The following is a 24897-nucleotide window of genomic DNA, read 5'->3' as shown; positions in this document are numbered from 1 at the left end:
ACATATAATTTGTTTTGTATTATATGTAAAGTCAAAAATCAGAAAAACGACACAACAAAACCATGTTTTGTGCTTATGTCTTTCACAAAGGATGTATTAAAGAAAAATACAATTAAAAATGATAACTTAATCCACCAGAAAAATGCGTTCCGGAAAAGCCGTCACTCGTAAATTTATGCTGATAAATCAGATCGCTATGAAAAATAATCTTGGGAGATAATTGCGAAAAAACACCAAATCCAGCTTCTAAAGAAGTCCCAAAGGAACCAAGCTGGAAGGCATCTTTAAAATATACAAATTGTTTATCATCAAAACTACGAATGAAATGAAGCTTACCATAGAATGAGAGAACATGTGCATCTTTATCTTTAGTAAATGTAAGTGTCTTCGTTAAATACCCACCAATACGCATCCCCCAATGATCTGGGCTTCGCATATCAATATTAAAATTATCAATATCACGAGTCTTATGAAACTGGAGATTTTGATAAACAAACTGAACCTGTGGTTCAAAAATAAAATATCGGCTGCCTATCATAAACGTTTTACCAGCAGTTAAGGAAACACTTAGGGGCTTCCCTCTCAATGCAGCCGTTTTACCTCGCTCAAGTGTGAGAACATTTCCATTAAACAAACCATAAGAGAAGAGACCATCCATATAGAGACCCGTATCATGCTGCATGCTTCCATATGCTGTGATTGTCCATTTATCAAATATACTTTCTTGACTTTGTTTAACCTTTCGAGGCTGCAACGAAAGTTTGCCATAATTTCCCATAATCCCAAAAGATGTCGTACTGTATGCACTTTCGATTTTCTTGAGTAAAATACCTGCCTCTAGTGCATTATAATCAAGCTCACCGCCATAATCACCATATTTAAATGCAGACAAATTTGAAGTATAATGATGATGTCCACCGTAACCGCGCAAAAACAAAGCGGGATTTTCATCATTTTTCAACAACCGACCAGAAACAGTTCGCAGCGCTTGCAACTGCTTGCTTTGATTACTGATATCCATCAATCCAGCATAAAATAAGGTATTTGGCACAAGAATATAAGTCAAAACCTGTGGAACAACGACTCTCACATTTGGCTCAAAATGAGAAGAAAGCTCAAAAACAGATGCCGAAACAGAAGAACCAGACGCAGGTGGAGTAACAACAAAAGGAGTGGGTGAAACAGATGACAGAACAGGTGAACCAGATGCAACTGGGGAAACAACAGAAGGAGTGGGTGAAACAGATGCAACTGGGGAAACAACAGAAGGAGTGGGTGAAACAGATGGCGGAACAAGTGAACCAGATTCAGGTGGAGCAACTGGATTAGATTCAGCAATAGCGGGAACAACAGGCGCAAGAGAGGAAAGAGGATTGGGGATCTCAAGCACAAAAACATCAGATACATTAGGTGTGGTCGTAAGATGGGAAACCCTATCAGGAGAATCTACAGGAGAAGAAAGACTTGGCTCCTGAGATTTTTGCTGAGAGTTAGAATCAATAGAACCATCCTCACCTCCAGTAATATTAGGATGAATTTTAGGAAAAGAAGGAATATCATCAGAAGAAGGGGGGACAACCAAATCAAGAACAGGAAAAACTTTAGTGGAATCGAGAGAAGTAGAATCAACAAATTGACTTTCGAGGCGAAAATCCCAAAATGTTTCAGTATTTTTAAGCACTCTTTGATTGGAATCTGCCGCCCCTAAAGCAGAGCTTGGACCATAACTCTTAAGATGATACTGATAGGGAGAGGCTTCAAGTGTGACATACCCCCCATTTAACTGAAAAGAATCTTCAGCGGCTTTTCCATAAACCTGAATAATGGAAATCCCCTGATCATTACCACCATCTCCCGTCAATGCCCCTGAGCTTCCAGGAACACTATACACATGGACTGTCGTTTTTCCTTCAAGATCACCATTAATTAAAAGCCTATCCGTTTTTTGCTCTTGCAGAGCACCTCCTTTATCCAAATATGCATTAAGATAAAGACGCGCATCGCCTTGTGCACGATAGACAGTCCCTGCCCCTTTTCCAATGAGAAGTGTCTGATAACCATCTGTCGTTTTGGATTTTACTTCTTCAAAAATAAGAGAACTATCCGTAAGATTAACCGATGAAATGAAGGAATAGTCCCCTAAATTAGAACCAGAAGCATCAAAATTTTGCAATTTGTCAACTTTTGGTCGCGATAAAATCCACTTTGAACCATTTTTTAACTCTATCTTAGCTGTAGAACTTTCATCAACATGTGCGCCTCCTACAAGGGTAGAAGCATCAGCCTCAATCTTTACATTAGAACGCTCAACAGCTTTCAGGAGTGAATCACCAGAAACTGTTGAATTTTGTAAGAGTTTAACAGAACTTTCAAATTCGCGGCTATAAATAGCCGTACTTTCTGGAGCCATAAAAGTTGTCTTTGTCAAATGGACAGTCCCTTTTCCAGGTATAATTGTTTTTTTATCATTTAAGACAGCTTCCCAAAAAAAGCGCATGCCATTAAATGCATTCCCTCTCACAAAAATATTGGAATATTTGATATGAGCATCATTATTATCATTCCCCCGCAATACAATGCCATGAGCATTGTTAACATTAACATTTCCCTTCTGGAAATTAAGAGAGCCTTTCCCCTGAAGCATACTAAAAGCAGAAGCTTCACGATAATTATCTGTATTTGTCCCCTGTTTCCCCCTCCCAGTAATAGAAACACCCTCTAAATTAATTTCTCCATCTCCTCCTGTTTGAACACCAATACCATCAGCAAAGTTAATTTTTCCTCCTTTCATATAAATTTTTGCACCATTATGACTCAAAAGACCTATCGCATCAGAAGATGTCTTAATCTCTGTCTTGGTCAAAGAAACAAACGATCCTTTACCAGCAACACTGATCCCCATTCTGGTTGCTTTAATCACCCCATCCTGCATCTCAAAAGCTCCCTCATCATTAACATCGGCCCCTATCGATACATCATTTAACATGGAATAAAATAGAGCAACGCCTCCCCCATTTGAGGATTTTACAGCTGTTGTCCAAGCGTTTGTTTCTGAATGTCCATTTGCATTCGAAACACCGTTAATGATTATAGCCTCCCCCTCAATGACTGTATCTTCCCCTGATGCCTCTATGGCAGCATCAGAACTTTCACCCGTAAGTTGATAAGTTTTCTGGGAAATTTCATGCATTTTACCATCATTACAACGATAAAATGAAGCACTTTCGTTACATGAATATGGCTTCTTCTCAGCAGGAACCTCACCTGCATCAGCATTGTATACAAAGAAAAAAATAACCGTTGTAAAATGACATAAAGAGAGATGATTTTTAAGCATAATTTTCTACAAACTTTCTTCCCCTTCTCTAAAAACAAAAAAATACGCGTTCTATTTAATGATTTTGGTTACGCCCGATAAGTTAAAATACGTTTTGTATTTTATATATCCACCATATGTTTTATGTAAAGCCAGAATCCCAAAATATCACAATTTAAAATTGTATTATTTATAAAAACGCGTAAAAATATAGATAGAAATGAAAATTCTCCCCCAAAGCGGTGATTTCAAGAGAATTTAATAAAAATACACTAAAGGAGGAAAAACAGCATAAGAAGCAAAAACTGCAAACCAGAAAGCCTTATCTCGTTTCTAAAAAGAAACAAACTTGATCATGCCAAAAAAACATTTTTCAAAAAAGCTTATTTTAAAAATTGCAAACAAATAATAAAAAACCACAAGCTATGCTTGTGGCTTTTTAAACAACTTACCTCAAGATGATCATCCTAAAAACGATAGCGCAATCCACCAGAAAAACTGATTCCAGAAAAACCACCTTTACTCAACTTATGCTGATAAACCAAATCACCATGAAGCGCAACTTTTTGAGACAAGCGAGCATTAAGACCTAATCCAGCTTCTAGAGAAGAACCAAAAGCCCCTAACTGGAAAGAATCTTTAAAGCGCACAGCTCTTTCTTTGCCAAAATCATGGGCAAAATGAATCTTTCCATAGAAAGAAACATCACGATCTTTTTCAGACGCAGTCAGAGTCTTCATCAAACGCCCCCCCATACGCACCATCAATTGATCCAGTTTACCCATCTCAATATTAAAATTATCAATATCACGAGCCGCATTAAATTGAAGATGTTGATAAACAACCTGAACCTGTGGATCAAAAACAACATCTTCATATCCTGTGGCAATTTTCTGACCACCCATTAAGGAAACACTTAAAGGGTTACCCTTCAATGTTGCAGTCTTACCCCGAGCAGTTGTCAGAACATCTCCCTTAAACAGACCATAGGATAAAAGACCATCAATATAGAATCCTGCATCATGCTGCATACTGCCATATACTGTAGCAGTCCATTTATCAAATGTACTTTTTTGGCTTTGTGCAACATCTTGAGGCTGTAGAGAAAGCTTTCCATAAGACCCCATAACCCCAAAGGATATAGTACTGTCAACATTTTCAACAGTTTGTAGCAAAACACCTGTCTCTAGCGCATAGTACCCTAGATCCCCTCCATAACCATATTCAAGCGCAGATAAATCTGAAACATAACGATAACTCCCACCATAGCCACGCAAAAATGAAGCAGGATTTTCACGAATTTCCAACATTCCACCCAAATTAGTCCGTGCTGTCTCCAGCTGCTTGTTTTGATTGCTAATATCTATCAAACCTACATGGAACAAACTATTTGGCAAAAGGAGATAAGTTGGTACCTGAGGAACAACAGATCTTACAGCTCGTCGAGACGGAGAAACATTTTCAATTTTAGAAAGACTATCCGCAGAAGGCGCTGGAACAACCTCCTCTGAAGATTCTGGAACAATATCCTCAAAAGATTCTGGAACAATATCCTCAGAAGATGCTGGAACAATATCCTCAAAAGAAGCACGTGCAGGAGGTGTACGTTTAGAAACCATAGGAGTACTTTTAGAAACATCAGATGTTTGAACATATTCATTTTCTAAACGAAAATTCCAAAATGCTCCTCCATTCAAAGCAAATCTCTGTTTAACATGCTCCTCCTCTCCAGTAGCTTTTGGTCCATAAGAACGAAGAACATATTTATAAGGCGCGCCATCCAATGCAACATACTGCCCATTCAGTTGAAAAGAGTCATACGATGCATCTCCATAAACTTGAATAATTGAAACACTGTGCGCTTTTTCATTTTTTCCTTTTACCCCCCCCGCAACCCCTTGTATATGGACTATAGTTCTTCCCTTAACATCACCATGAATGAGAAGACGATCCGTTACTTGATGATCACTTGTATCACTAGGATCTAAACGTGCATTCAAATGAATCCAAGCATCACCAAAAGCCTGATAAACAATACCTGTTCCTTTTCCAATATAAAGCGTTTGATATGCATGATCAGTACTAGACTTTGGTTTTTCAAAAGTAATGGAACTATTAGAAAGATGTACCGATGAAATAAATGAAACACCTCTATAATTAGGATCTTGTAATTTTTTCTGTCTTGGTTGCAATAAAGCCCACTGTGAATTATTTCTCAAGATAAGGTCGACTTTAGAACTGTTATCAACCTGAGTTTGACCGACAAGTGCAGAAACATCAGCAACAACCTCTATAGAAGAGTTACGATCAGCCTTCAGCAATAAATCTCCAAAAAGCTTTGTTTCCTTTAAAAATATTTTAGACTTTCCAGATTGACTGCTATAAACAGCTATACTATCTGGAACGACAAAACGCGTCTTTTTCAAATCAACGCGCAATGATTTTCCCTCTGACGAACCTTCTGATGCTGCCTTACCTTCAAAATGCATACCATAAAATGCATTACCTTTCACTGTAATATTGGAATCTCCAATATTAATCTGAGAACCTTTATCTCCCTGCAATAAAAGCCCATGAGCATCAGTAACATCAACAGACCCTTTCATAAACTGAACATAACCATCTTCAGATATATGAAAAGCTGCCTGACGACCTGCATCCAGCCCTTGATCATCCTTGCCGGCACTACCCTTGCCGGTAATAGAAACACCCTCTAAAATAAAATATCCTTTTTCTCCTGCTTTAACCCCAACACTCCCTAGGCTAATTTGCGTATTCGTTAAATCAATTCTACTTCGAGATTTTCCTTCTGCAAAAGCCCCCGTTTTGATTGCATCAATCGATCCACCAGACATTACGATGAATCCACCTTGAGCTTCCACCCCCACTAAAACCCCACTCAACGTGGAATCGCTCAGAACGACGGTCGCCTTTTCTGATACCTTTACTCCATATTTCCAAAAATTGTTTTCCGAGTTATTCTTTTCATCCAAAATACCCTTAACAGTTATATTCTTGCCACGAATAATTGTACCTTCCTTAGACGCCTCTATGGCTCCATGAACACCATTAACATTTTTATCCATTAGCGAATAAACTTTATTATTAATTTCGTGCTCTTCACCATCAGAACACTGATAAAATGCTGCATTCTGATCACATGAAGACTGCTTTTTTCCAGAGATAACCTGAGATTCAGCATTGCGTGCAAAAACACCAACATTGTGTGTCAAAAAAAGAAGTGCCGTTGTAAAAGTACATAAGGAGAAGCGATTTTTAAATAGATTGACCATAATTCCACCATAATCCCCCTCTTCTTACTAAGATCTATACATAACGTATCAAAAAACTTAACCAAAAGAAAAATATTTAATACGTTTAGGTTTTAATATTTTGAGCTTATTACTATTTTTTGTGTTTTATGTAAATATGGAATTAAAAAATTACTCGAAAATACAATCTAAATCTGTCGCTTTTATAAAGAATTTGCAAAAATACAACTGAAGAACGACAGAAAAATCACCTTTAACGTTGTTAGTCAAAAACACCCTTAATCGGTTGACATGCATTAAAAACGCCTATTTTAACTGCCGTCTAATCCCCCCAAAACGGATATAATCAACATCCTTACGATAATATTATATTGAAACAGTGTACACTCACTCTGTAAGCAGACAAAACATATGCCAAAATTGAGAAACAAGAGTTCACATATGCCTTTTAGGCAATCTTCATGGTAAGATAGCCTAATAAAAAGTAGGAACGTGTAAAAATCAGTTCCGATTTTACCTTCTCCTTTTAATTCAACTTTACAATATTCAAAAACATTCAGAGCCATATTTTAAAAAGTGAAGATGACACATGACTTCATCTTTTTATTTATGCATTTAAAGAAAACACACTTTCAAAAAACAATACGTCATTATGTTTCTCATTCACCAATTTTCTCAGATATCTCTCATTTTTTCCATCCCCATTTCACAACGACAGCGGGTATAATATCAAGTTCATCGGATACAGCCCTCATTGTGCCTGAGTAGCATCTTTGTCTTTGCTAATTTCTAATATTGTAAATCCTCTCCTCTTAATATAATTCCCCAAATTATATTGACTCCTTTCTTAAACGATTATCCACCTGCCAATTTTACATATAATATGAACAGGAGTGCTTTTTATGGATTCATCATAAAATCCTTGAAAATATTTCAGCACACTAAATTAAAAATATCTTTATAAATCAAAATATTATAAATATTATAATATTCACTCTGAAATACGCGTTTTGAAACGATAACGTACAAGCCTTCAGACTTTTCAAAAAAACGAAATAAGTCCAACCTAAAAGCATATTAAAGATATGCAAAGTCACACTCTCGTAAAAATGCTATAACACAAAATGAATAGATAATGAGAAAAAGCCACAAGTATAACTTGTAGCTTTTTGAAAGATTAATCAAAAACAGAAATAATACTAGAAATGATAACGCAATCCACCTGAAAAACTCGTTCCAGAAAAACCAGCTTTCGTTAGTTTGTGCTGATAAACCAAATCGCCGTAAAGCGCAAAATTTTGAGATAATTGGGCATTAAAACCTAATCCAGTTTCTAACGAAGAACCAAAAGCACCTAGCTGAAAAGCATCTTTAAAATGCACAAATTGTTTTCCTTCAAAACCATGAGCAAGATGAAGCTTGCCATAGAAAGAAACAACCTGAGCCTCATCAGTAGCAACCAGCCTCTTTGTTAAACGTCCTCCAACACGCCCTACCCACTGATGAAGTTTTCCTAAATCAATATCAAAGCCGTCCACATCACGCACCTTATTAAATTGAAGATATTGATAAACAACCTGAACTTGCGGATCAAAAACAAAACCGTCCTCCCCCACCATAAACGTTTTACCAGCAGTTAATGAAGCACTTAAAGGGAAACCCTTTAATGTTGCCGTCTTGCCCCGTGCAGTTGTTAGAACATCACCTTTAAACAAGCCGTAAGACACAAGACCATCAACGTAAAAACCTGCATCATGCTGCATACCACCATATGCCGTAACTGACCATTTATCAAATGTACTTTTTTGACTCTGCTCAACATTCAAAGGTTGCAAAGAAAATCTCTCGTAAGCCCCGATAATTCCAAAAGAAGTGGAACCATACATATTTTCGATTGCTTTCAGCAAAACGCCTGCCTCTATGGCATTATAATTAAACTCGCCGCCATAACCATATTCAAGCGCGGAAAGATTTGAAGTATAACGATGATTGCCGCCATAACCGCTCACAAAAAAGAGAGGGTTTTCACGACTTTCTAATAAGCCCCCAGAAGTAATTCGCAAAGCTTCTAACCGCTTATTTTGATTGTTAACATTCATCAAACCAATATGACGTAAGGCATTAGGCAAAAGGAGATAAGTCGGAACCTGCGGAACAACAGCCTTAACGCCCGGCTTAGGACGAGGATGAGGCTCCGGAGCTGGTTCTGGAGAAGGTTCTGGTCCCGGAATTGGCTTAGGAGCAGGATCTGGTTTAGGTTGAACATCAGAATCTATAGACCTACTTTCAAGGCGGAAATCCCAAAAATCTCCGCTCCCTTCAACTAATCTCTGATCCATGTTTGCTTTTCCTAAATGAGACCCTGGACCATAACTATAAAGCTTATACTGATAAGGTAATTTATCTAGTGCTACATAACCACCTTCCAACTGAAAAGAATCTTGCTCTGCTTGTCCAGAAACCTGAATGATTGAAATACCTTCATCATTTCCTCCCCTTCCCGTGTATCCTCCTGGACTTCCTGAAACTCCATGCACTTGTAGTTTTGTTTTTCCCGAAACATCACCATGAATTAAAACACGATCAGTCTTTTGATGATCAAGAGCACCACCAGTATTCAGATAGCTATTAAGGGAAATAGAGGCACCGTCCCGTGCTCTATAAACTTCACCCTTTCCCTTTCCAATACGAAGAGTTTGATAATCATCAGCAGAAGAAGATTCATGTCTTTTAAAATTAATAGAGCTCTCACCCATAAGACTAACGAGTGAAATAGAAGAATCATGAGCAGCCCCATGTTGATCTTTTTGCACCTGTTGTGGTAAAATCCATTTAGAACGGCCTCCCAAATAAAGTTCGGCATTAGAATTTTTATCAACGTGTGTGCGTCCTTCAAGAGTAGAACCGTCAGCCAAAACCGTTATAGAAGCCCCTTTCTCAGCTCTTAATAAAAAATTCCCTGAACGAAGAGCGCTTTTCATCAAACTCACCGCACCAGAAATAACGTTTTTACCATAAAGAGCCGTATCGTCTAAAACAGAAAACTCTGTTGTATCCAAATTAACAACTTCCAATCGTGGTGGAGCTTTTTCTTCCTCTAATGAAATCTCTTCTTTTTTACCTCCACCTTCGCTCCATGGCTTCTCTCCCTGAAAATAGATACCATAAGATCCCTCACCCTTTACGGTAACAGAAGAGGATTTCATATTAACTTCAGTCACAGGAATTTTTGAATCAGAGTCCTCATTTGATAAATCTTTAACTTCCTGCAGAGGAATAGAATCAACTGTATTTTCTAATAATATGCCATGGACATCCATAGCACGAATAGTAGTACCTTTTAAATTAACAGTCCCCTCTAAATCCGTACGCAAAACCGCATGATTATCCGAATTTTTTTCTTTACCCTTCCCAGTAATTTTAACATCCTCGAGATTTACTTTTCCACCTAACATCGAAGAAATCCCGTGGCTATTCATAAAATCAACTGATCCACCTGACATCCAAACTTCTGAATGATCATAACTTAAAATGCTTGCGTTCCCATTAGCGGTCTTAATTTCTGTATCCTCTAAAAGAACAAACGAATTCTCTGTTGCATCAACACCCTCATGGCTTTCCTTAATCTTGCCATTTTTTACCTCAATCACGCCATCACTCGCACGAAGGGCTATAACTGTATTTTTGATAATCGGATCTTCCAAAGCAATCTTACCGTTCTCTAATACGTGCACCCCCATTAGAAAAGTTTTATCAGCAACTTGACTACTAACCGTTACATTCTTCCCGCGAACTTCTGTACCTATTCCTTTAACCGTTATAGCAGTAGGATCATCAGGATAGAAGGAAGCGTTTTCATTCGTAATTTTATAAGATTTATTATCAATTTTAGACTCCCCGCAATTATCGCATATATAATACAACCCATTATAGTAATAAAACCCAGGACTCACATCTCTTCCATCAGAGTCTGCATCTTTAACAGAGTTATTTACATTATCCTTATGTCCATTCCATCCCTCCACTCCACTCAGCTGACGATAATCGCTCCCCCCACGAATACCCTCATCGTTATTGCCAACATTAATCATATTAGAAGGGTAATAATTATCCCCACTCTCTCCAGGAAGCTTATGCTTATTACTCCCGCTAAGATGAGGAGAAGAATTAGCAGAGACAACTGGGATAACCTTTATAACATAAGGTTTACTATCCTTCCCCTCTGCAGCCGCATAAACTTCTCTTCCATTTTGAAGCAAAGAGAGGATAGCTGTTGTACAAGCACATAAACATAGATGATTTCTAAAAACTTTAATCATAGTTCCCTCGAAACTTTCCTTCCCCTCTCATTAAAAACAAAAGCACTTACAAAACACCCCATTGCACACCTCAAAAATACGAAAAGTGTAACAAAAAGAACATGCCTCATGCTCATCTGAACTGTGTAATGAATTATCCCAATACATTTGGCAGAAGCTCTACGCCAAAACCACCTATAAGAGAACAATTACAAAACACACTTTATGAGTGTATAATGCATTCTGTATTTCGTGTAAAGAAAAAATAAAACCAGTGCGTGCAATTAATTAAAAACACAATCAAACCTTGTGATCTTTAAAAATTAATCCACAAGGAGATGAATGAAACAATGACTTAAATCAGTAGAAAACAAACTCTCAAAAACGAGCTTTAGAAAACATCAAATATTATATTAGATAATATCAATACAGTACCAAAAAGAATAACGTAACGCATACCGGTCTGCTGAACGCTTAAAAAGCCGATAAAAGCGAGGCACTCTATCGCATCAGTAGCAGCATAAATTTTAAGAAAATTCGCTTTAGCGGAGAAAAGTGCTCTCATGCATAAACAAACTATGTCTTTTTTGCTCAATCAAGAAGACGAGATTTTTTAAGAACAACACAAGTTGTTATAAAGAAAAAAGGCAGCACAATGTGCTGCCTTTTCTAAAAAGGTACATAGTGTACCTTATATTAAAACTGATAACGTACTCCTCCGGAAAAACTTGTTCCCGAAAAACCAGCCTTATTAAGCTTATGTTGATAGAGAATATCAGCATGCAGAGAGAACTGTGGCAACAATTTGGCATTAAAACCTAATCCAGCCTCTAGAGAAGAACCAAAAGCTCCTAACTTGAAAGCATCATTGAAATGCACAGACTGTTTTCCTTCAAAACCATGAGCAAGATAAAGCTTACCATAGAAAGCAACAGCATTCACGCCTTCAGAACCTGTAGGAATCTTGGTTAAACGTCCACCAACACGTGCTACCCACTGATTAAGGTTACCCATTTCAATATTAAAATTGTCGATATCACGGGCCTTATTAAACTGGAGATGTTGATACACAACCTGAACCTGCGGATCAAAGACAAAGCCCTTATATCCTGTCATAATTGTCTGACCACCAGCTAAAGAAACACTCAAAGGATTACCTTTTAATGTTGCTGTTTTACCCCGTGCAAGGGTGAGAACATCACCTTTGAACAGACCATAGGATAAAAGACCGTCGACATAGAAGCCAACATTATGCTGCATGCTACCATATACCGTAGCAGTCCATTTATCAAATGCACTCTTCTGACTGTACTCAACATTCACAGGCTGCAGAGAAAGTTTTCCATAAGTTCCCATAACGCCAAAGGATATAGCACTGTCAGCATTTTCAATAGTTTGCAGCAAAACACCTGCCTCTACACCATTATAACTAAGATCACCTCCGTAACCATATTCAAGTGCGGACAGATCTGAAGCATAATGATAACTTCCACCATAGCCGCGCAAGTATAAAGCGGGATTTTCACGAACCTCTACCATTCCTGTAGAAGTCATCCGTAACGTCTCCAATTGCTTATTTTGATTGCTAATATCCATCAAACCAGCGTGGAATACACTATTAGGCAAGCTGAGATAAGTTGGAACCTGTGGAACAACAGACCTTACAAATTGTTCAGGAAGGGCAGCAGATCCAACAGACTTAACATACTGATTTTCTAAACGGAAATTCCAAAATTCTCCACCATCCTTAACAAATTTCTGCTGAACATGCTCCTGTTTCGAAGTCGCTTCTGGAGCATAAGCACGAAGGGTGTATTTGTAAGGTGAGTTTCTCAGTGCAACATAATTGCCATCGAGTTGGAAAGAGTCTTTCTTCGCTTGACCATAGACCTGAATAATTGAAACAGTATGAGCAATCTTGGCATTCGCTTTACCATCTCCTACATTGCCCGCATCACCTCGTACATGTATTTTTGTTTTTCCAGAAACATCACCATGAATGACAAGCCGATCAGTGACTTGCTGATCACTCGGATCACGAGGATTTAAACGTGCATTGAGATGAATTACAGTATTACCCTGTGCCGCATAAATAGTTCCTTTCCCATTTCCAATATGGAGAGTCTGATATTTTCCTTCAGATTCCGAAGGTGCAAAATCAATAGCACTATTTACAAGACTTACAGAAGAAATGCATGAATCCACACATCCTGAATCTAGAGTCTCCAAATTCCTCTGTGCACTTCTTTTTAGAATCCACTGTGAATTATTAGCCAAGTCTAATTTTGCATAAGAATTTTTACCAACGCGAACACCGCCTGTAACAATAGAATTATCAACTGAAACCAATATGTTCGAATCATTCTCGGCTTTTAATAACAAGTCACCAGCAAGGGTTGTTTTATTTTCTAATGAAACACGACCACCAGAATTATTACCATAGATAGCTATACCATTTGCAACTTCAAAATCAGTTTTTTTCAATGAAATTGCCCCCGTTACGCCTATAGTTGCATTCTCCTGTTTGGATACAGCGCTCCGCTTAACAACACTTGTTTGCTCAGTTGCTAAATCCTTACTTCGATTTTGTTGTCTCGCTTCCTTCTGTGTTCCCCCATCAAAATATATGCCGTAGACTCCGTCACCTTCCACTTTAACAGTAGAAGACTCGATATTTACGTGATTCATAGTAGAACGAACGTCAGAGGATCTCCTTCTCCTAGAAGAACCCGTCTCAACAGCATCCCCACTCTTCATAACCCACACAGCATGGGCATCAGTAACAACATTTCCGTTCTTAAAATCAACAGAAGCATTATCACTCACCAGAAAAGCTGCACGCTCTAAATTCTCTGCTGAATCTAACTTATTCTGCGCTTTTTTCGCAGTAATGCTAACTTTGTCTAACTTAACGCTTCCCCCAGCCTCTGACCTCACAGCCACTCCCTTTGCCAAAGTAATAGCTCCAGTATTCATTGTTATCTCACCAGCCTTACTCGCCAGACCAGCCGCAACCAAATCTCCCGTTACGTTAATTGTTGTATTCTTTAAATTAACAGATGATCCAGAACCCGCCAAAGCGCCCACATAAAGCGCATCGACTGTCCCATCATTCATCATAACCTTTCCGCCATTTTGCGCTTCAAGCCCAATTACAGAAGATTGGATTTTTGATTTCTTATCCAAAACAACTTCTCCATTGTCTTCTGCAAGCACAGCACTCACGCGTTTTGATGTAGCAAAATCAACATTAGTTTCACTGTCAGAAAAATCTGCACCACTAATGATAGCTCCCTCTAACTTAATAACCGTATCCTGATTTTTTACATGCATAGGATGCTGAGTTTTATCACTTGCCTTCAACGTAAAGTTTTTTATTGTCCGCGATTTACCATCACTACACAAATAAGTAGTCCGTGATCTCTCCTCACCATTATTCATATCATCACATGTAGAAGAAATCGCTTCCTTAGAAGGAACATCCCCATTAGCAGAATGGCTAGGCACAAGAATACGCCCAACAGATCCCTCAGAAAGCGCAACAGGTTTTGCGGAAGCCTCAGAAGTAGAAGGCTTCGTGGAAGCTGCTGATTTTATAGGTGTAAGCATATTCGACACAATATGATACCCAGATGTTCCAGAAACCCCATCTGCCGATATCACAGAAATCCCACCTGTATCAGATCTTACAAGATTAGTAGATGTATCCCCCCCAGATACAGTAGAAGTAACAGAAGATGTTGTAGAAGTCCCATTTCCAGCTTCTTCATGACTTACATCACCTATAGATGCGTCCTCCCCAGATCCAGTAGAAATAACAGAAGACGTAGTAGGAGAAGGAAGAGACGTTACAACTTCAGATACTTCACTCACTACACCGTCAGATCCACCATTTGTAAGATCTTCTTGACCGGTATCAGATCTCAAAAGTGAATTAGGTACAGCAGGGTCTACAGATTCAGATCTCTCAGATACACCAAGAGTAACAGAAGGCTCAACAGTCTGAGTAAGTCCACCTTCATCTGTTGTCACCTCTGATCTATTTTCTGCTTCCGGTAATGGAGAAGGTCTATTTGTACCTAGAGAATTCACACCAACTATAGTATAATCACCATAACCTGTATCAGAACCATCGTAACCTGTTATATTATATTCTACTTCCCCTGCATTCTGGCGAGAATATCCACCACCAGAAAAAAGATGAATACCCGTATCCTCATCCCTTGTTACCAATTCTTCACCATAACTGAAAGTTCCCTCCGGCATATAAGGATTCGGGTTCCTTCTACTTTCATTTCCATCAACAGTCTCCCCAGTTGTCAAAACTCTTAGTGAAGCAGATGGAGTATGTCCTTCTGTTTCAGAAGTTGTAACAGGATTTCCAACAGATACATCAGCCTCTTCTACATCAGATCTCCCAAGTGTTTCAGGATTCCCTGGCAAAACAGAAGCAGTAACTTGATCAGGTACTAATGAAGAATCTAATCCTGAAGAACTATTTACCCCAGACACAGTGCCTTCATCTTCAGATGACGAAACATCAAAAACAACAGTACGATTACGAGGTCCATGAGCTATACTTTGCCGCCTCTCACCATTTTCTAATTTACTTTCTAAGCTGAAAGTCCACACTACCTCAGGTCTATTTTCAGGTTTTCCTGGTTTACTGGAATATCTTATTGGACCAGAAGCACTATATTGCATTGGACCAGAAGCCCTAAGAACATATTGATAAGGTGATCCCTGCAATGTAACATATTCATTAGCAAGTTTAAAAGAATCTTCTTCTGCTTCTCCATAAACTTGAATAATTTGAAGAGAGGCAGGTTTTTTTCTACTTTCCTCCCGTCGATCTTGATTTTGTACACCTTGACGCTGAACTTTCGCTCCATTTTCTAATTTGTCATTTAAAGTGGTGATGACAGAAGAATCATTTACATACACCTTCGTTGTTCCAGAAACATTACCACGAATCAAAAGCTTATCAGACACAAGCTTAACATTATCTGAATTATCAGAAACAAAATTCACATTAACATAAAGCCTAGCATCTCCATTAGCACGGAAACCGTTACCTAGAGGGCTTACACCTCGTCCATTTCCAATTTGCAGTATTTGATAACCTTCATTTTCACTGCTTGGAGGCAAAAATACAATACTACTATCTGAAAGATCTACAAACGAAAGTTTTGAATCTATACGATTTGTATTTTCCTCCTGTTTATGATGGATACTTTTTGTTAAATACAATCCTGAATGAGACAAATAAAGTGCAGCATTCGCATTCTCATCAACACGAGCTTCACCTATAATTGAAGATTTATGAGCATGCACCAACAGATTAGAACGAGCTTCAGCTTTTAAAAATAGATCACCCGAAAGAACACTACCCTCTCCTAAAATGACAGCACCATTTAAATCACCACCATAAATAGCTACACCTTCTGGAATTCTAAGAGTAGCTTTTTTTAAAAGAACCATTTGCATGCTCTCATTACCATCATAACTTCTTACGGGTACTTCTTCATCTGATTTTTTTTCATCTTCTGAAAATACCGTATTAAAATATATGCCATAAGAATCTTTTCCGGTTATTTGAATAGTTGATTCTTTAATATCAGCTTTAATCTTAAAATAATTTTTATTCTCCCTATCACCCGTAATACTTTGCATATATTGCAAAGCATTGCTATTACCTACAGTCCATTTTAGAGTAGAGAGAACATCTTCAGAAGCATTATCCATAACGTGATAAACATCATAGAGTGCATTCATTTCAAGCATATCATCTTTTTCATAAATAGAATCACCATTATCATTATAATTATCATCAATAACAAAACGACTCGCCAAAACACCAGCTCCGAAAGCACGATCATCCATTGGACCGACTAAAAACTCGTCAATACCACGAGTAACCAATAAAACAACTGCATCAGAACTCTCAACTCTTCCTTTATTAAAAGAAATAGACCCCCCATCTGACAAGAAAATAAGATTTGGAGATTCTGTAGAATCAACACTACTTCGCCCGCTTACCCCCTTTTTAATATTAATCTGAACCTCATCTAATTTTACAACCCCTTTATACCCTGCTATAACTCCCACCCCCCCTTTATCAAGATTAATCGACCCAGATTGCATCATAATTCCAGATCTACCAGAACTGTGCAACCCAACTCCAACAGCATAAAAATTCACTCTATCTAGAAAAACAAACGACGCAAAATCACTAGCAGCTCCTATCTGACTGTAATAGATCCCCCCACCTTTCATATGAATCCTTCCTTCGTTTTGTGCATCAACCCCGACTATAAATTCCTTAATATTTGAATTTTCTAGCTTAACTTTTGAATTAAGCGTTGCTAATACCCCCGCCCCCATTTTTGCATTAAGATAACCATTTAAATTTTTAGAATCATCATTTTCATTAGAACTCAAAATAACATTACCTTCTGGAAAAGCCTTCCCCCTAATAGACACGTGCTTTAACTCAACAGTTGTCCCTCGAACTAAATACAAGACTTCTTTCTCACCTGCCTTATACTCGTCTTTCTGAGTAACCTGTCCTGTTACATGCATAGCATTATCGCCAAATTTCAACACATCAATAGTACTTCTCTGTAGTGTATGAAAACGCCCATCAAAACAGATCACAGAGTTAAGGGCCTTAAAACTCCCATCAGAACATGAACTTGCACCAGAAGCAGAAGCAGGAGCAGGAGCAGGAGCAGGAGCAGGAGCACCAGAAGCAGGAGTATTAGTACCGGGGACACCACCAACGCCACCAACGCCACCACCAACGCCACCAACGCCACCAGGGACACCACCAACGCCACCAGGGACACCACCAACGCCACCAACGCCACCAGGGACACCACCAACGCCACCAGGGACAGCACCAGGGACACCAGCGCCAACACCAGCGCCAACACCAGGGACACCAGCGCCAACACCAGGGACACCAGCGCCAACACCAGGGACACCAGCGCCACCAGCGCCATTACCATCCTCTCGGCTAGCGACTTGTGGCAAAGGAGGTGCAGGTGATTCAACTGCTTTAGGTGTAGGAGATTGTGATAAACTTCCAAAAGATGGCATCAGAGATGAAAATCCACTTAGATTTGGAAATGAAGGCAGTGAAAACCAACTACTCCCCATAGAAACATCTACACCTTGTAAAAAGAAGAAAGTACTTGTTGTCAGTGCGTACAAACGTGTACGCTTTTTAAATACATTGATCATATGTCAAACTTTCTAAATAATGTTGCAAAAACACTAGAATTAAGTGAAAATGAGGTAAGTGAACGATTTGTAACATATGTCAGTCAACTTTACAACATAGTGTTATTTATTTACGCTTCATTTTGTGCATAAAATACCAAAGTTAAGTTTTTAAGTGCGCAAACCTTTGTAATATTAGATAAAAGGATAAAATCACGATGATAAAATATATGAAATGGATGACTTCTATTTTACTGGTTGCAATCAGCTTTGCAACGGTTTTGTGGACTCATACGAGTATTGCAAATACGAGTACCCAGACAAATGTAACGATTGATCATGTTTCAGGAACGACTTCTGTTCCCACTTCTCCGCAAAAGGTTGTTGTGTTTGATCTTGCCTCGCTAGATAATATGAATCGCCTTGGTATCCAAGCAGTTGTCGGCCTTCCTGAAGGAAAAAAACCTTCCTATCTGCAACAATTTGACGATGCAAAATATGAAAGAATTGGAACCGTTTTTGAGCCAGATTATGAAAAAATTGCCACTCTTCAACCTGATTTGATTATTATTTCCTCCAGAACTCAAGCAAAATATAAAGACTTATCCAAAATAGCCCCAACAATTGATCTAACCGTAGAAAACGAAAATTCTCTTGAAGATATAAAACGAAATGTGTCTATCCTTGGAAAAATTTTTGGTAAAACACAAGAAGCAGAAAAGGAAATTGCAAAAATTAATGAAGCTTTTGCTGAAGTCCGTAAAAATACCCAAGGAAAAGGCACCGGGCTCATACTCATGACCTCTGGTGGAAAAATCAGTGCTTTCGGACCAAAATCACGTTTCGATATTTTTCACTCCGCTTTTGGAATTGCTCCTGCAACCGATAAACTTACCGTGCAAAAACATGGACAACTCATTTCTCCTGAATTCATTCTTGAAACCAATCCTGATTGGTTGTTAGTGATTGATCGCGATGCAGCCATTGGACGGGAAGGACAATCCGCAGCACAATTGCTCAACAATGAGCTTGTTCACCGCACAACAGCAAGCAAACAAAACCAAATTATTTATTTGGACTCTTGGAGCTGGTATCGTGCAAATGGTGGTTTAACGGCACTCATTGAAACCGCACAGCAGATCAATGAAGCCTTTACAAAAAGCAAATAAGCGCACGAAAGAGCTTGCTTGCTATATAAATAAAATTTAAAAGCAGAGGTTGTTTATTAAGCAGTCTTTGCTTTTTGTAGATTTTGTTAGAAAATGATTTAACGTGAAGAATTACTGGATAACCATAACACTTTTAATTTTCCTGTCTATCCTCAGCATTTTTGTTGGTTATTCTGATGTCACACCTTCTAACCTTTTCGCAGCCGATCCCCATGCGTGGCTTATTTTTTGGCAAACACGTCTTCCTCGTACCATTGCAATCCTTTTAGTAGGCGCAGCACTTGCACTTTCAGGCATGATTATGCAACTATTAACACGCAATCGCTTTGTCGAACCATCAACCACTGGAACCATTGAATCTGCTTCCCTTGGCATTCTTTTTATTATGATTTTTTGGCCCAATATTCCTGTTTTAGGAAAAATGGTCGTTGCGACAATTTTTGCCATGGTAGGCACTTTACTTTTTATGTTTTTATTGCAACGCATTCCTCTAAAATCTGCTCTCATTGTACCTCTTACAGGGATTATGCTAAGCTATATTATTGGCTCTTTAACCAATGCCATTGCAGATTATGAAATGTTACTTCCTTCTCTTCAAGCTTACTTATTTGGCAGTTTTTCGATGGTTCTTGAAGGAAAATATGAACTCTTATGGCTATCTCTTCCCCTTTCTATTCTGGCCTATTGTACTGCTGATCGCTTTACGGTTGCAAGTTTGGGAGAAGATTTAACCAATAACCTTGGATTGAATTATCGTGTTGTCATGTTTTTTGGTCTTTTTATTGTCGCCTCAATCACTGCTGTTGTTGTGTGTACCATTGGCCGTATTCCTTTTGTTGGGTTGATTATTCCAAATATTGTTTCAAGTTTCATGGGAGATAATATGCGCTATACCGCTCCTTGGGTGGCCATCAGCGGTGCAGGATTGGTCTTGATTTGTGATCTTTTAGGACGAATCATTCATCCCTCTCTTGAAATTCCCATCAGCACCATAATGGGTGTAATCGGTAGTTTTATTTTTATGATACTGCTTTTACGCTGGAGAAAGCGTCTTGGATAGAAGAAGAAAAACAATATGTGTACTAACAACACTTATCATCATAGCATGCACTGTCATTAGTCTTTACATGACGTGGAATATCAATGTTTATACATGGAAATTTCGTCTTACAAAACTTTCCTCTCTGCTTCTTATTGCCTATGCAATAAGCGTTTCCACGGTTTTATTTCAAACAATCGTTAATAACCGTCTTCTTACCCCTTCAATTATGGGATTTGATCAGCTTTATATTTTAATAAAGACTGCCCTAATGTATTTTGTAGGCTCTCTTTCTTTGCCCTTTTTGAATGAAGAAGGACAGCTTGTTCTTGAAGCCCTCATTCTTATCCTTTTTTCAATAAGCCTTTTTCGCTGGCTCTTTTCAGGAAGCCTAAAAGGGCTTCATTTGACGCTTTTAATCGGTGTTGTTTTAGGCGGATTTTTTTTCAGTTTACGGATGTTTATGCAATTGCAACTAAATCCAGACCAAATGATGAATTTAACCGATATTATGTTTGCAAATTTTAATAAATTCAATACACCGTTAATAAGCTTTGCCACAATCATTGTCCTCATTGTGAGTCTGATTGGATGGCATTCCCGTCATCTTCTTGATATCTTGGCTTTAGGACGTGAAAATGCCCTCAATCTTGGCGTTAATTACCACAAAAGTGCGACAGCTGTCCTTATTTTTGTTTCCATTCTCGTATCCATTTCCACCGCATTAGTAGGCCCCGTCACCTTTTTTGGACTGTTAGTTGCCAACCTTTCCTATGAACTTTCTCCTCAAGCAAAACACAGTATTGTTGTTCCAATTGCAATATTATTGGCTATTATTTGTTTGGTGGGGGGACAATTTATTTTAGAACAAATTTTTCATATGGCAGGGCGTTTAAGTTTTATCATTGAGTTTTGTGGGGGAATTGTTTTCTTAATGTTACTGATGAAGGGAAAACTAAAATGATTGAGATCAATCATCTTTCCAAAGCTTACGGAGCACGATTGATTATCGATAATTTATGCCTTCATCTTCCAAAAGGGGGGATTATTTCTCTCATTGGGCCCAATGGTTCCGGAAAGTCCACTCTTTTAATGCTGATAAGACGTCTTTTGCCACACCATAATGGGACAATTCATATCGACGGCTTTGATATTGATAAAATGCCCCTCGATATTTTGGCTCAAAAACTCTCAATTCTGCGTCAAGAAAATCCTTTGTCTTTTCGCTTAACCGTGTACGATTTAGTGAGTTTTGGACGCTATCCTTATTCAAAAGGCTGGTATACACATGAAGATAAACAATTTATCGACAGTGCACTACGCTATCTCGGCTTACAAGATTTAAAAGACCGTTTTTTAGATGAGCTTTCTGGCGGTCAGCGTCAACGCGCTTTTATAGCAATGGTTATCTGCCAAGACACTGATTATCTTCTCTTAGATGAACCATTAAACAATCTGGATATGAAACATGCCGTTTCTATGATGAAGCAATTACGCCGCACAGCTGATGAACTGAAAAAAACCATTCTTATTGTTATGCACGATATTAATTTTGCCTCATCTTATTCAGATATGATTGTTGCATTGAAAAATGGAAAAACGGCCTATTGTGGGACTCCAAAAGAAATTATGCAACCAAAAATTCTTAAAGACATCTATGATGTCGATATTCAAATCAAAACAATTAATGACATCCCTATCGCTCTTTATTATCGATAATCATAAAGATTTTTTGCGCTTGCATGCACTATAGAATCTGCTAGGGATAGTAAAATTGGCTTATTGGGGAATAGTTTAATGGTAGAACAGCGGACTTTGACTTCGTCAATCTTGGTTCGAATCCAAGTTCCCCAGCCAGTCTTTAATGATTGTAGCTTGTCATCGGGTTTTGTATAATTTGAAAGCAGGTTTTGCATCAATTTATTTTTTTTTAAAGGATCTTCAAAAACTTTCAAGGGTCATTTAAAATCCCTTTAATGCATATTTTTCTCTTCCTCTAAAAATCGCAATTTGGGATAATAAGCTCTTGAGCCGGTGCGGATTCTTTGAACCACATGTATAAGATGTGCCACCCCCTTTTATCTTAAATTGGCTAAAGATTTTTCGGATCTGAGGCACATCATTGAGAAAGAAGAATTTTTCTCTTGCACAAGCAAAGCAAACATCGTCTGGTAATCCTCTCGCAAATAAATCCTTTCCATAGTAATACACGTATATCTGGCTCTGTTTATGGGAAAGCCTTATCTAATAGCTATAAACCTATCTAAAGAGAGAATTCAAAAAAGAAAGCCGAGCCAAATGATATGACGCGGCTTTCAGATATTGATTATAAGATTCAAATGAATCATCCACAATGGAGTAATAAATTCATATATACAAAACGTATCATATTGCAAGTGCTCTATTTAGAAATATGAAAACTTATCAAAAGAAACGTAAATGATCGCTATGATTTTGATATCATTCATTAGCATTATAGAATCTATAAACGCTTGGTAACTTTATCAATCCAATCAAAAGAAAATGCATCTTAAATGAATGTCTTCTCAATAAGGCTTTCATAAGCATTTTTTCATTTTGCACTCAAATGTAACTTCTTTGCAAATTAACCAGCTCAAATTTGAGTTGGCAAAATTAACCAATCCAATTTTGGAGGCGTTATCTTTAGAATAGCCATCTTTAAACATTATAGCTTTTGACTCAAAATTGAGTAAAATCCCATGCCTTAGATGTTACAATGGTTTTGAATTTTGCTGCCTCATCTTTTTTTCAATAGGTGCCCCCCCAAATTTTGAGAGAGCTCATTTGGTTTCGTATTTTTAAACTGTAACTTTTAAAACGTTTTTTGCTCGCTTGCTTGCGTTATATCATTAAAAGGTTTTCGGTTTCATAAGACGTAACATTGTGATTTTCATTCTATATTGTGATGATAGTATCTATATAATGCCTGCCTATGATTTACTAACTTTTTAGTAAGCGTTTTTAAAAACGATCTTATCTTTAAACCCTTTTATGCAATCTTTATGAACTCAATCTATAAGCTTATGATAGTTTCAAACGATTATTCCTTTTAAGGTTACACTCAAATAAAGAGCAAAACACATCCCATTCTTAAACGTATGCAATTTATGTTATCGATAATTCCAAACGACTGAAATTTAAAACAATGTGATTTGTGCTATAATAAAAACGTATCATAAAATTTATGATACGTTATCAATGATAACCGCTTTTCATTTCATTTGAATGCACCCATGCGTTATAGTATTTGCATCATGATTTGCTTTTTATAGTCTATACATCCATGGCATTCTTATATAAAAAATGATCAATTCAAACATGCATAAAAGTATGGATTCTTAAGTGGATTCATACAAAATAACTGCACTTAATGTATTGATTTTATTAGTTTTTATGTACAATACCTTTTTAACTTCATAAAGATATCAATTTCCTTGTAAAGAATATTCCTCCCATTCCAATAAAAGGCTCAATATAAGTGCGATGAGGGATAGCTTCTATGATTTTACAAGTACTGATCACTGGCCATGCAATAACGCCGACTGACGCCCCAAACCAATTAGACCGCCTGTAGAAACAGACAGGTTGTGGGGCTGAATATAATGGAACAGCACCGAACGGATAAGCCACGCGTCGTAAGTAAGCCTCTTAGCGTACATAGCTTATAGGTTTTGGAAACAGACAATTATTATAATTCAGGTATTATAATTCAGACGATTAAAGATCAGATCTCAAGCTTTTTAATCCAGTGGACAAACACGAATAAAATAATATGTCCGTCTGGATCTTTGATTAGGAAGGTACGTCCAAATACATCAGTATACGGTTCCTTCAAAACATTTATCTCAACAGTGGTTTGCTCTTTCCATTCCGCATAGAGCTTATCTACGTCCTCTCCTGTCGGCAACATAATGCCGATTTCTGAAAAACGAGGCACATTTTCCTCAGGCTTATCGCCCCCAGACCAGAGAGCAAAGAGAGCATCCCCCGAAGAAGCAAATGCAACATAGCGTGGCGAGGTAAACACAGGTTCTTTCTTGAAGATGAATTTGTAAAAAGCCGTAGAATACTCTATGTTTGAGACGTATACCAACTGTAGGTTTGGGGTAACAGGATAAGTAGGGATATTACTCATAAATTCTCCATGATTTAGTAGTAACTGCCTGACATGATACACCTATATTAGGGAATATTCCAAAAAGAGTTTGTGATGCCTCCGTTCGCGGTGTGCTCTATTTATATGTTTTTACTCACTTATTGCTATATGCTAAAATATCGAGTCCGCCCATACTGGGATTATAATGATATCCCTATCGCTCTTTATTATCGATAATCTAAAGATTTTTTGCACTTGCCTACACTATAGAATCTGCTAGAAATGGTAAAATTGGCTTATTGGGGAATAGTTTAATGGTAGAACAGCGGACTCTGACTCCGTCAATCTTGGTTCGAATCCAAGTTCCCCAGCCAGTTGTATTGTAGCTTGCCAGCAGGTTTTGTATAATTTGCCACTAGGTTTTGTACCAATTTATTTTTTTCAAAGAGTTTTTAAGGGGTT

9 protein-coding genes, 2 tRNA genes and 2 pseudogenes are annotated in these 24897 nt (G+C 37.9%); 6 read left to right on the top strand and 7 right to left on the bottom strand.

What is annotated here, in order from left to right; translation table 11 throughout:
• Positions 1-112: 112 nt before the first annotated feature.
• The 4 genes from ACFIME_RS01610 to ACFIME_RS01595 all read right to left on the bottom strand — a co-directional run bounded on the left by ACFIME_RS01610 (position 113) and on the right by ACFIME_RS01595 (position 18131).
• Positions 113-3337, bottom strand: coding sequence for an autotransporter outer membrane beta-barrel domain-containing protein (locus ACFIME_RS01610; RefSeq protein WP_375684387.1), 3225 nt, complete (start codon positions 3335-3337; stop codon positions 113-115).
• 446 nt (positions 3338-3783) lie between these two features.
• Positions 3784-6609: an autotransporter outer membrane beta-barrel domain-containing protein gene (locus ACFIME_RS01605; RefSeq protein ID WP_375684386.1), complete on the bottom strand. Its 2826-nt coding sequence runs from the start codon at positions 6607-6609 to the stop codon at positions 3784-3786.
• A gap of 1178 nt (positions 6610-7787) precedes the next feature.
• Positions 7788-10907, bottom strand: a complete 3120-nt coding sequence (locus tag ACFIME_RS01600; RefSeq protein WP_375684385.1) for an autotransporter outer membrane beta-barrel domain-containing protein — start codon at positions 10905-10907, stop codon at positions 7788-7790.
• Between the two features lie 675 nt (positions 10908-11582).
• A complete protein-coding gene (locus ACFIME_RS01595; protein ID WP_375684384.1) occupies positions 11583-18131 on the bottom strand; it encodes an autotransporter outer membrane beta-barrel domain-containing protein in 6549 nt (2182 codons plus the stop codon).
• A gap of 197 nt (positions 18132-18328) precedes the next feature.
• On the opposite strand from ACFIME_RS01595, the gene ACFIME_RS01590 reads away from it, so the two are divergent.
• The 5 genes from ACFIME_RS01590 (at position 18329) to ACFIME_RS01570 (ending at position 22175) form a co-directional block, all read left to right on the top strand.
• The gene (locus ACFIME_RS01590; protein WP_375684383.1) at positions 18329-19279 is read left to right on the top strand and encodes a siderophore ABC transporter substrate-binding protein; all 951 of its coding nucleotides are present in this window, start codon (positions 18329-18331) and stop codon (positions 19277-19279) included.
• Positions 19280-19382: 103 nt separating this feature from the next.
• Positions 19383-20339 (top strand): ABC transporter permease, encoded by a 957-nt coding sequence (locus ACFIME_RS01585; protein WP_375684382.1) that lies wholly within the window; start codon positions 19383-19385, stop codon positions 20337-20339.
• A 67-nt stretch (positions 20340-20406) separates the two neighbouring features.
• Positions 20407-21282, top strand: coding sequence for an iron chelate uptake ABC transporter family permease subunit (locus ACFIME_RS01580; protein WP_375618486.1), 876 nt, complete (start codon positions 20407-20409; stop codon positions 21280-21282).
• A complete protein-coding gene (locus tag ACFIME_RS01575) occupies positions 21279-22037 on the top strand; it encodes an ABC transporter ATP-binding protein (RefSeq protein WP_375684381.1) in 759 nt (252 codons plus the stop codon). The genes ACFIME_RS01580 and ACFIME_RS01575 overlap by 4 nt, the downstream gene beginning before the upstream one ends.
• A 64-nt stretch (positions 22038-22101) precedes the next feature.
• Positions 22102-22175, top strand: a tRNA-Gln gene (locus ACFIME_RS01570).
• 139 nt (positions 22176-22314) lie between these two features.
• Here ACFIME_RS01570 and ACFIME_RS01565 read toward each other — a convergent pair.
• From ACFIME_RS01565 to ACFIME_RS01555, 3 genes and pseudogenes are all read right to left on the bottom strand, one after another.
• Positions 22315-22520, bottom strand: a pseudogene (locus ACFIME_RS01565) (DNA adenine methylase); the annotation flags it as partial.
• 1236 nt (positions 22521-23756) lie between these two features.
• Positions 23757-23846, bottom strand: a pseudogene (locus ACFIME_RS01560) (DNA adenine methylase); the annotation flags it as partial.
• A gap of 217 nt (positions 23847-24063) precedes the next feature.
• A complete protein-coding gene (locus ACFIME_RS01555; RefSeq protein WP_375684380.1) occupies positions 24064-24474 on the bottom strand; it encodes a VOC family protein in 411 nt (136 codons plus the stop codon).
• A 261-nt stretch (positions 24475-24735) separates the two neighbouring features.
• On the opposite strand from ACFIME_RS01555, the gene ACFIME_RS01550 reads away from it, so the two are divergent.
• A tRNA-Gln gene (locus ACFIME_RS01550) sits at positions 24736-24809 on the top strand.
• Positions 24810-24897 lie beyond the last annotated feature (88 nt).

The organism is Bartonella sp. AP1QHHD, assembly GCF_042196265.1.
Classification (GTDB): Bacteria; Pseudomonadota; Alphaproteobacteria; order Rhizobiales; family Rhizobiaceae; genus Bartonella.
This window is presented reverse-complemented; position numbering and strand designations above follow the sequence as displayed.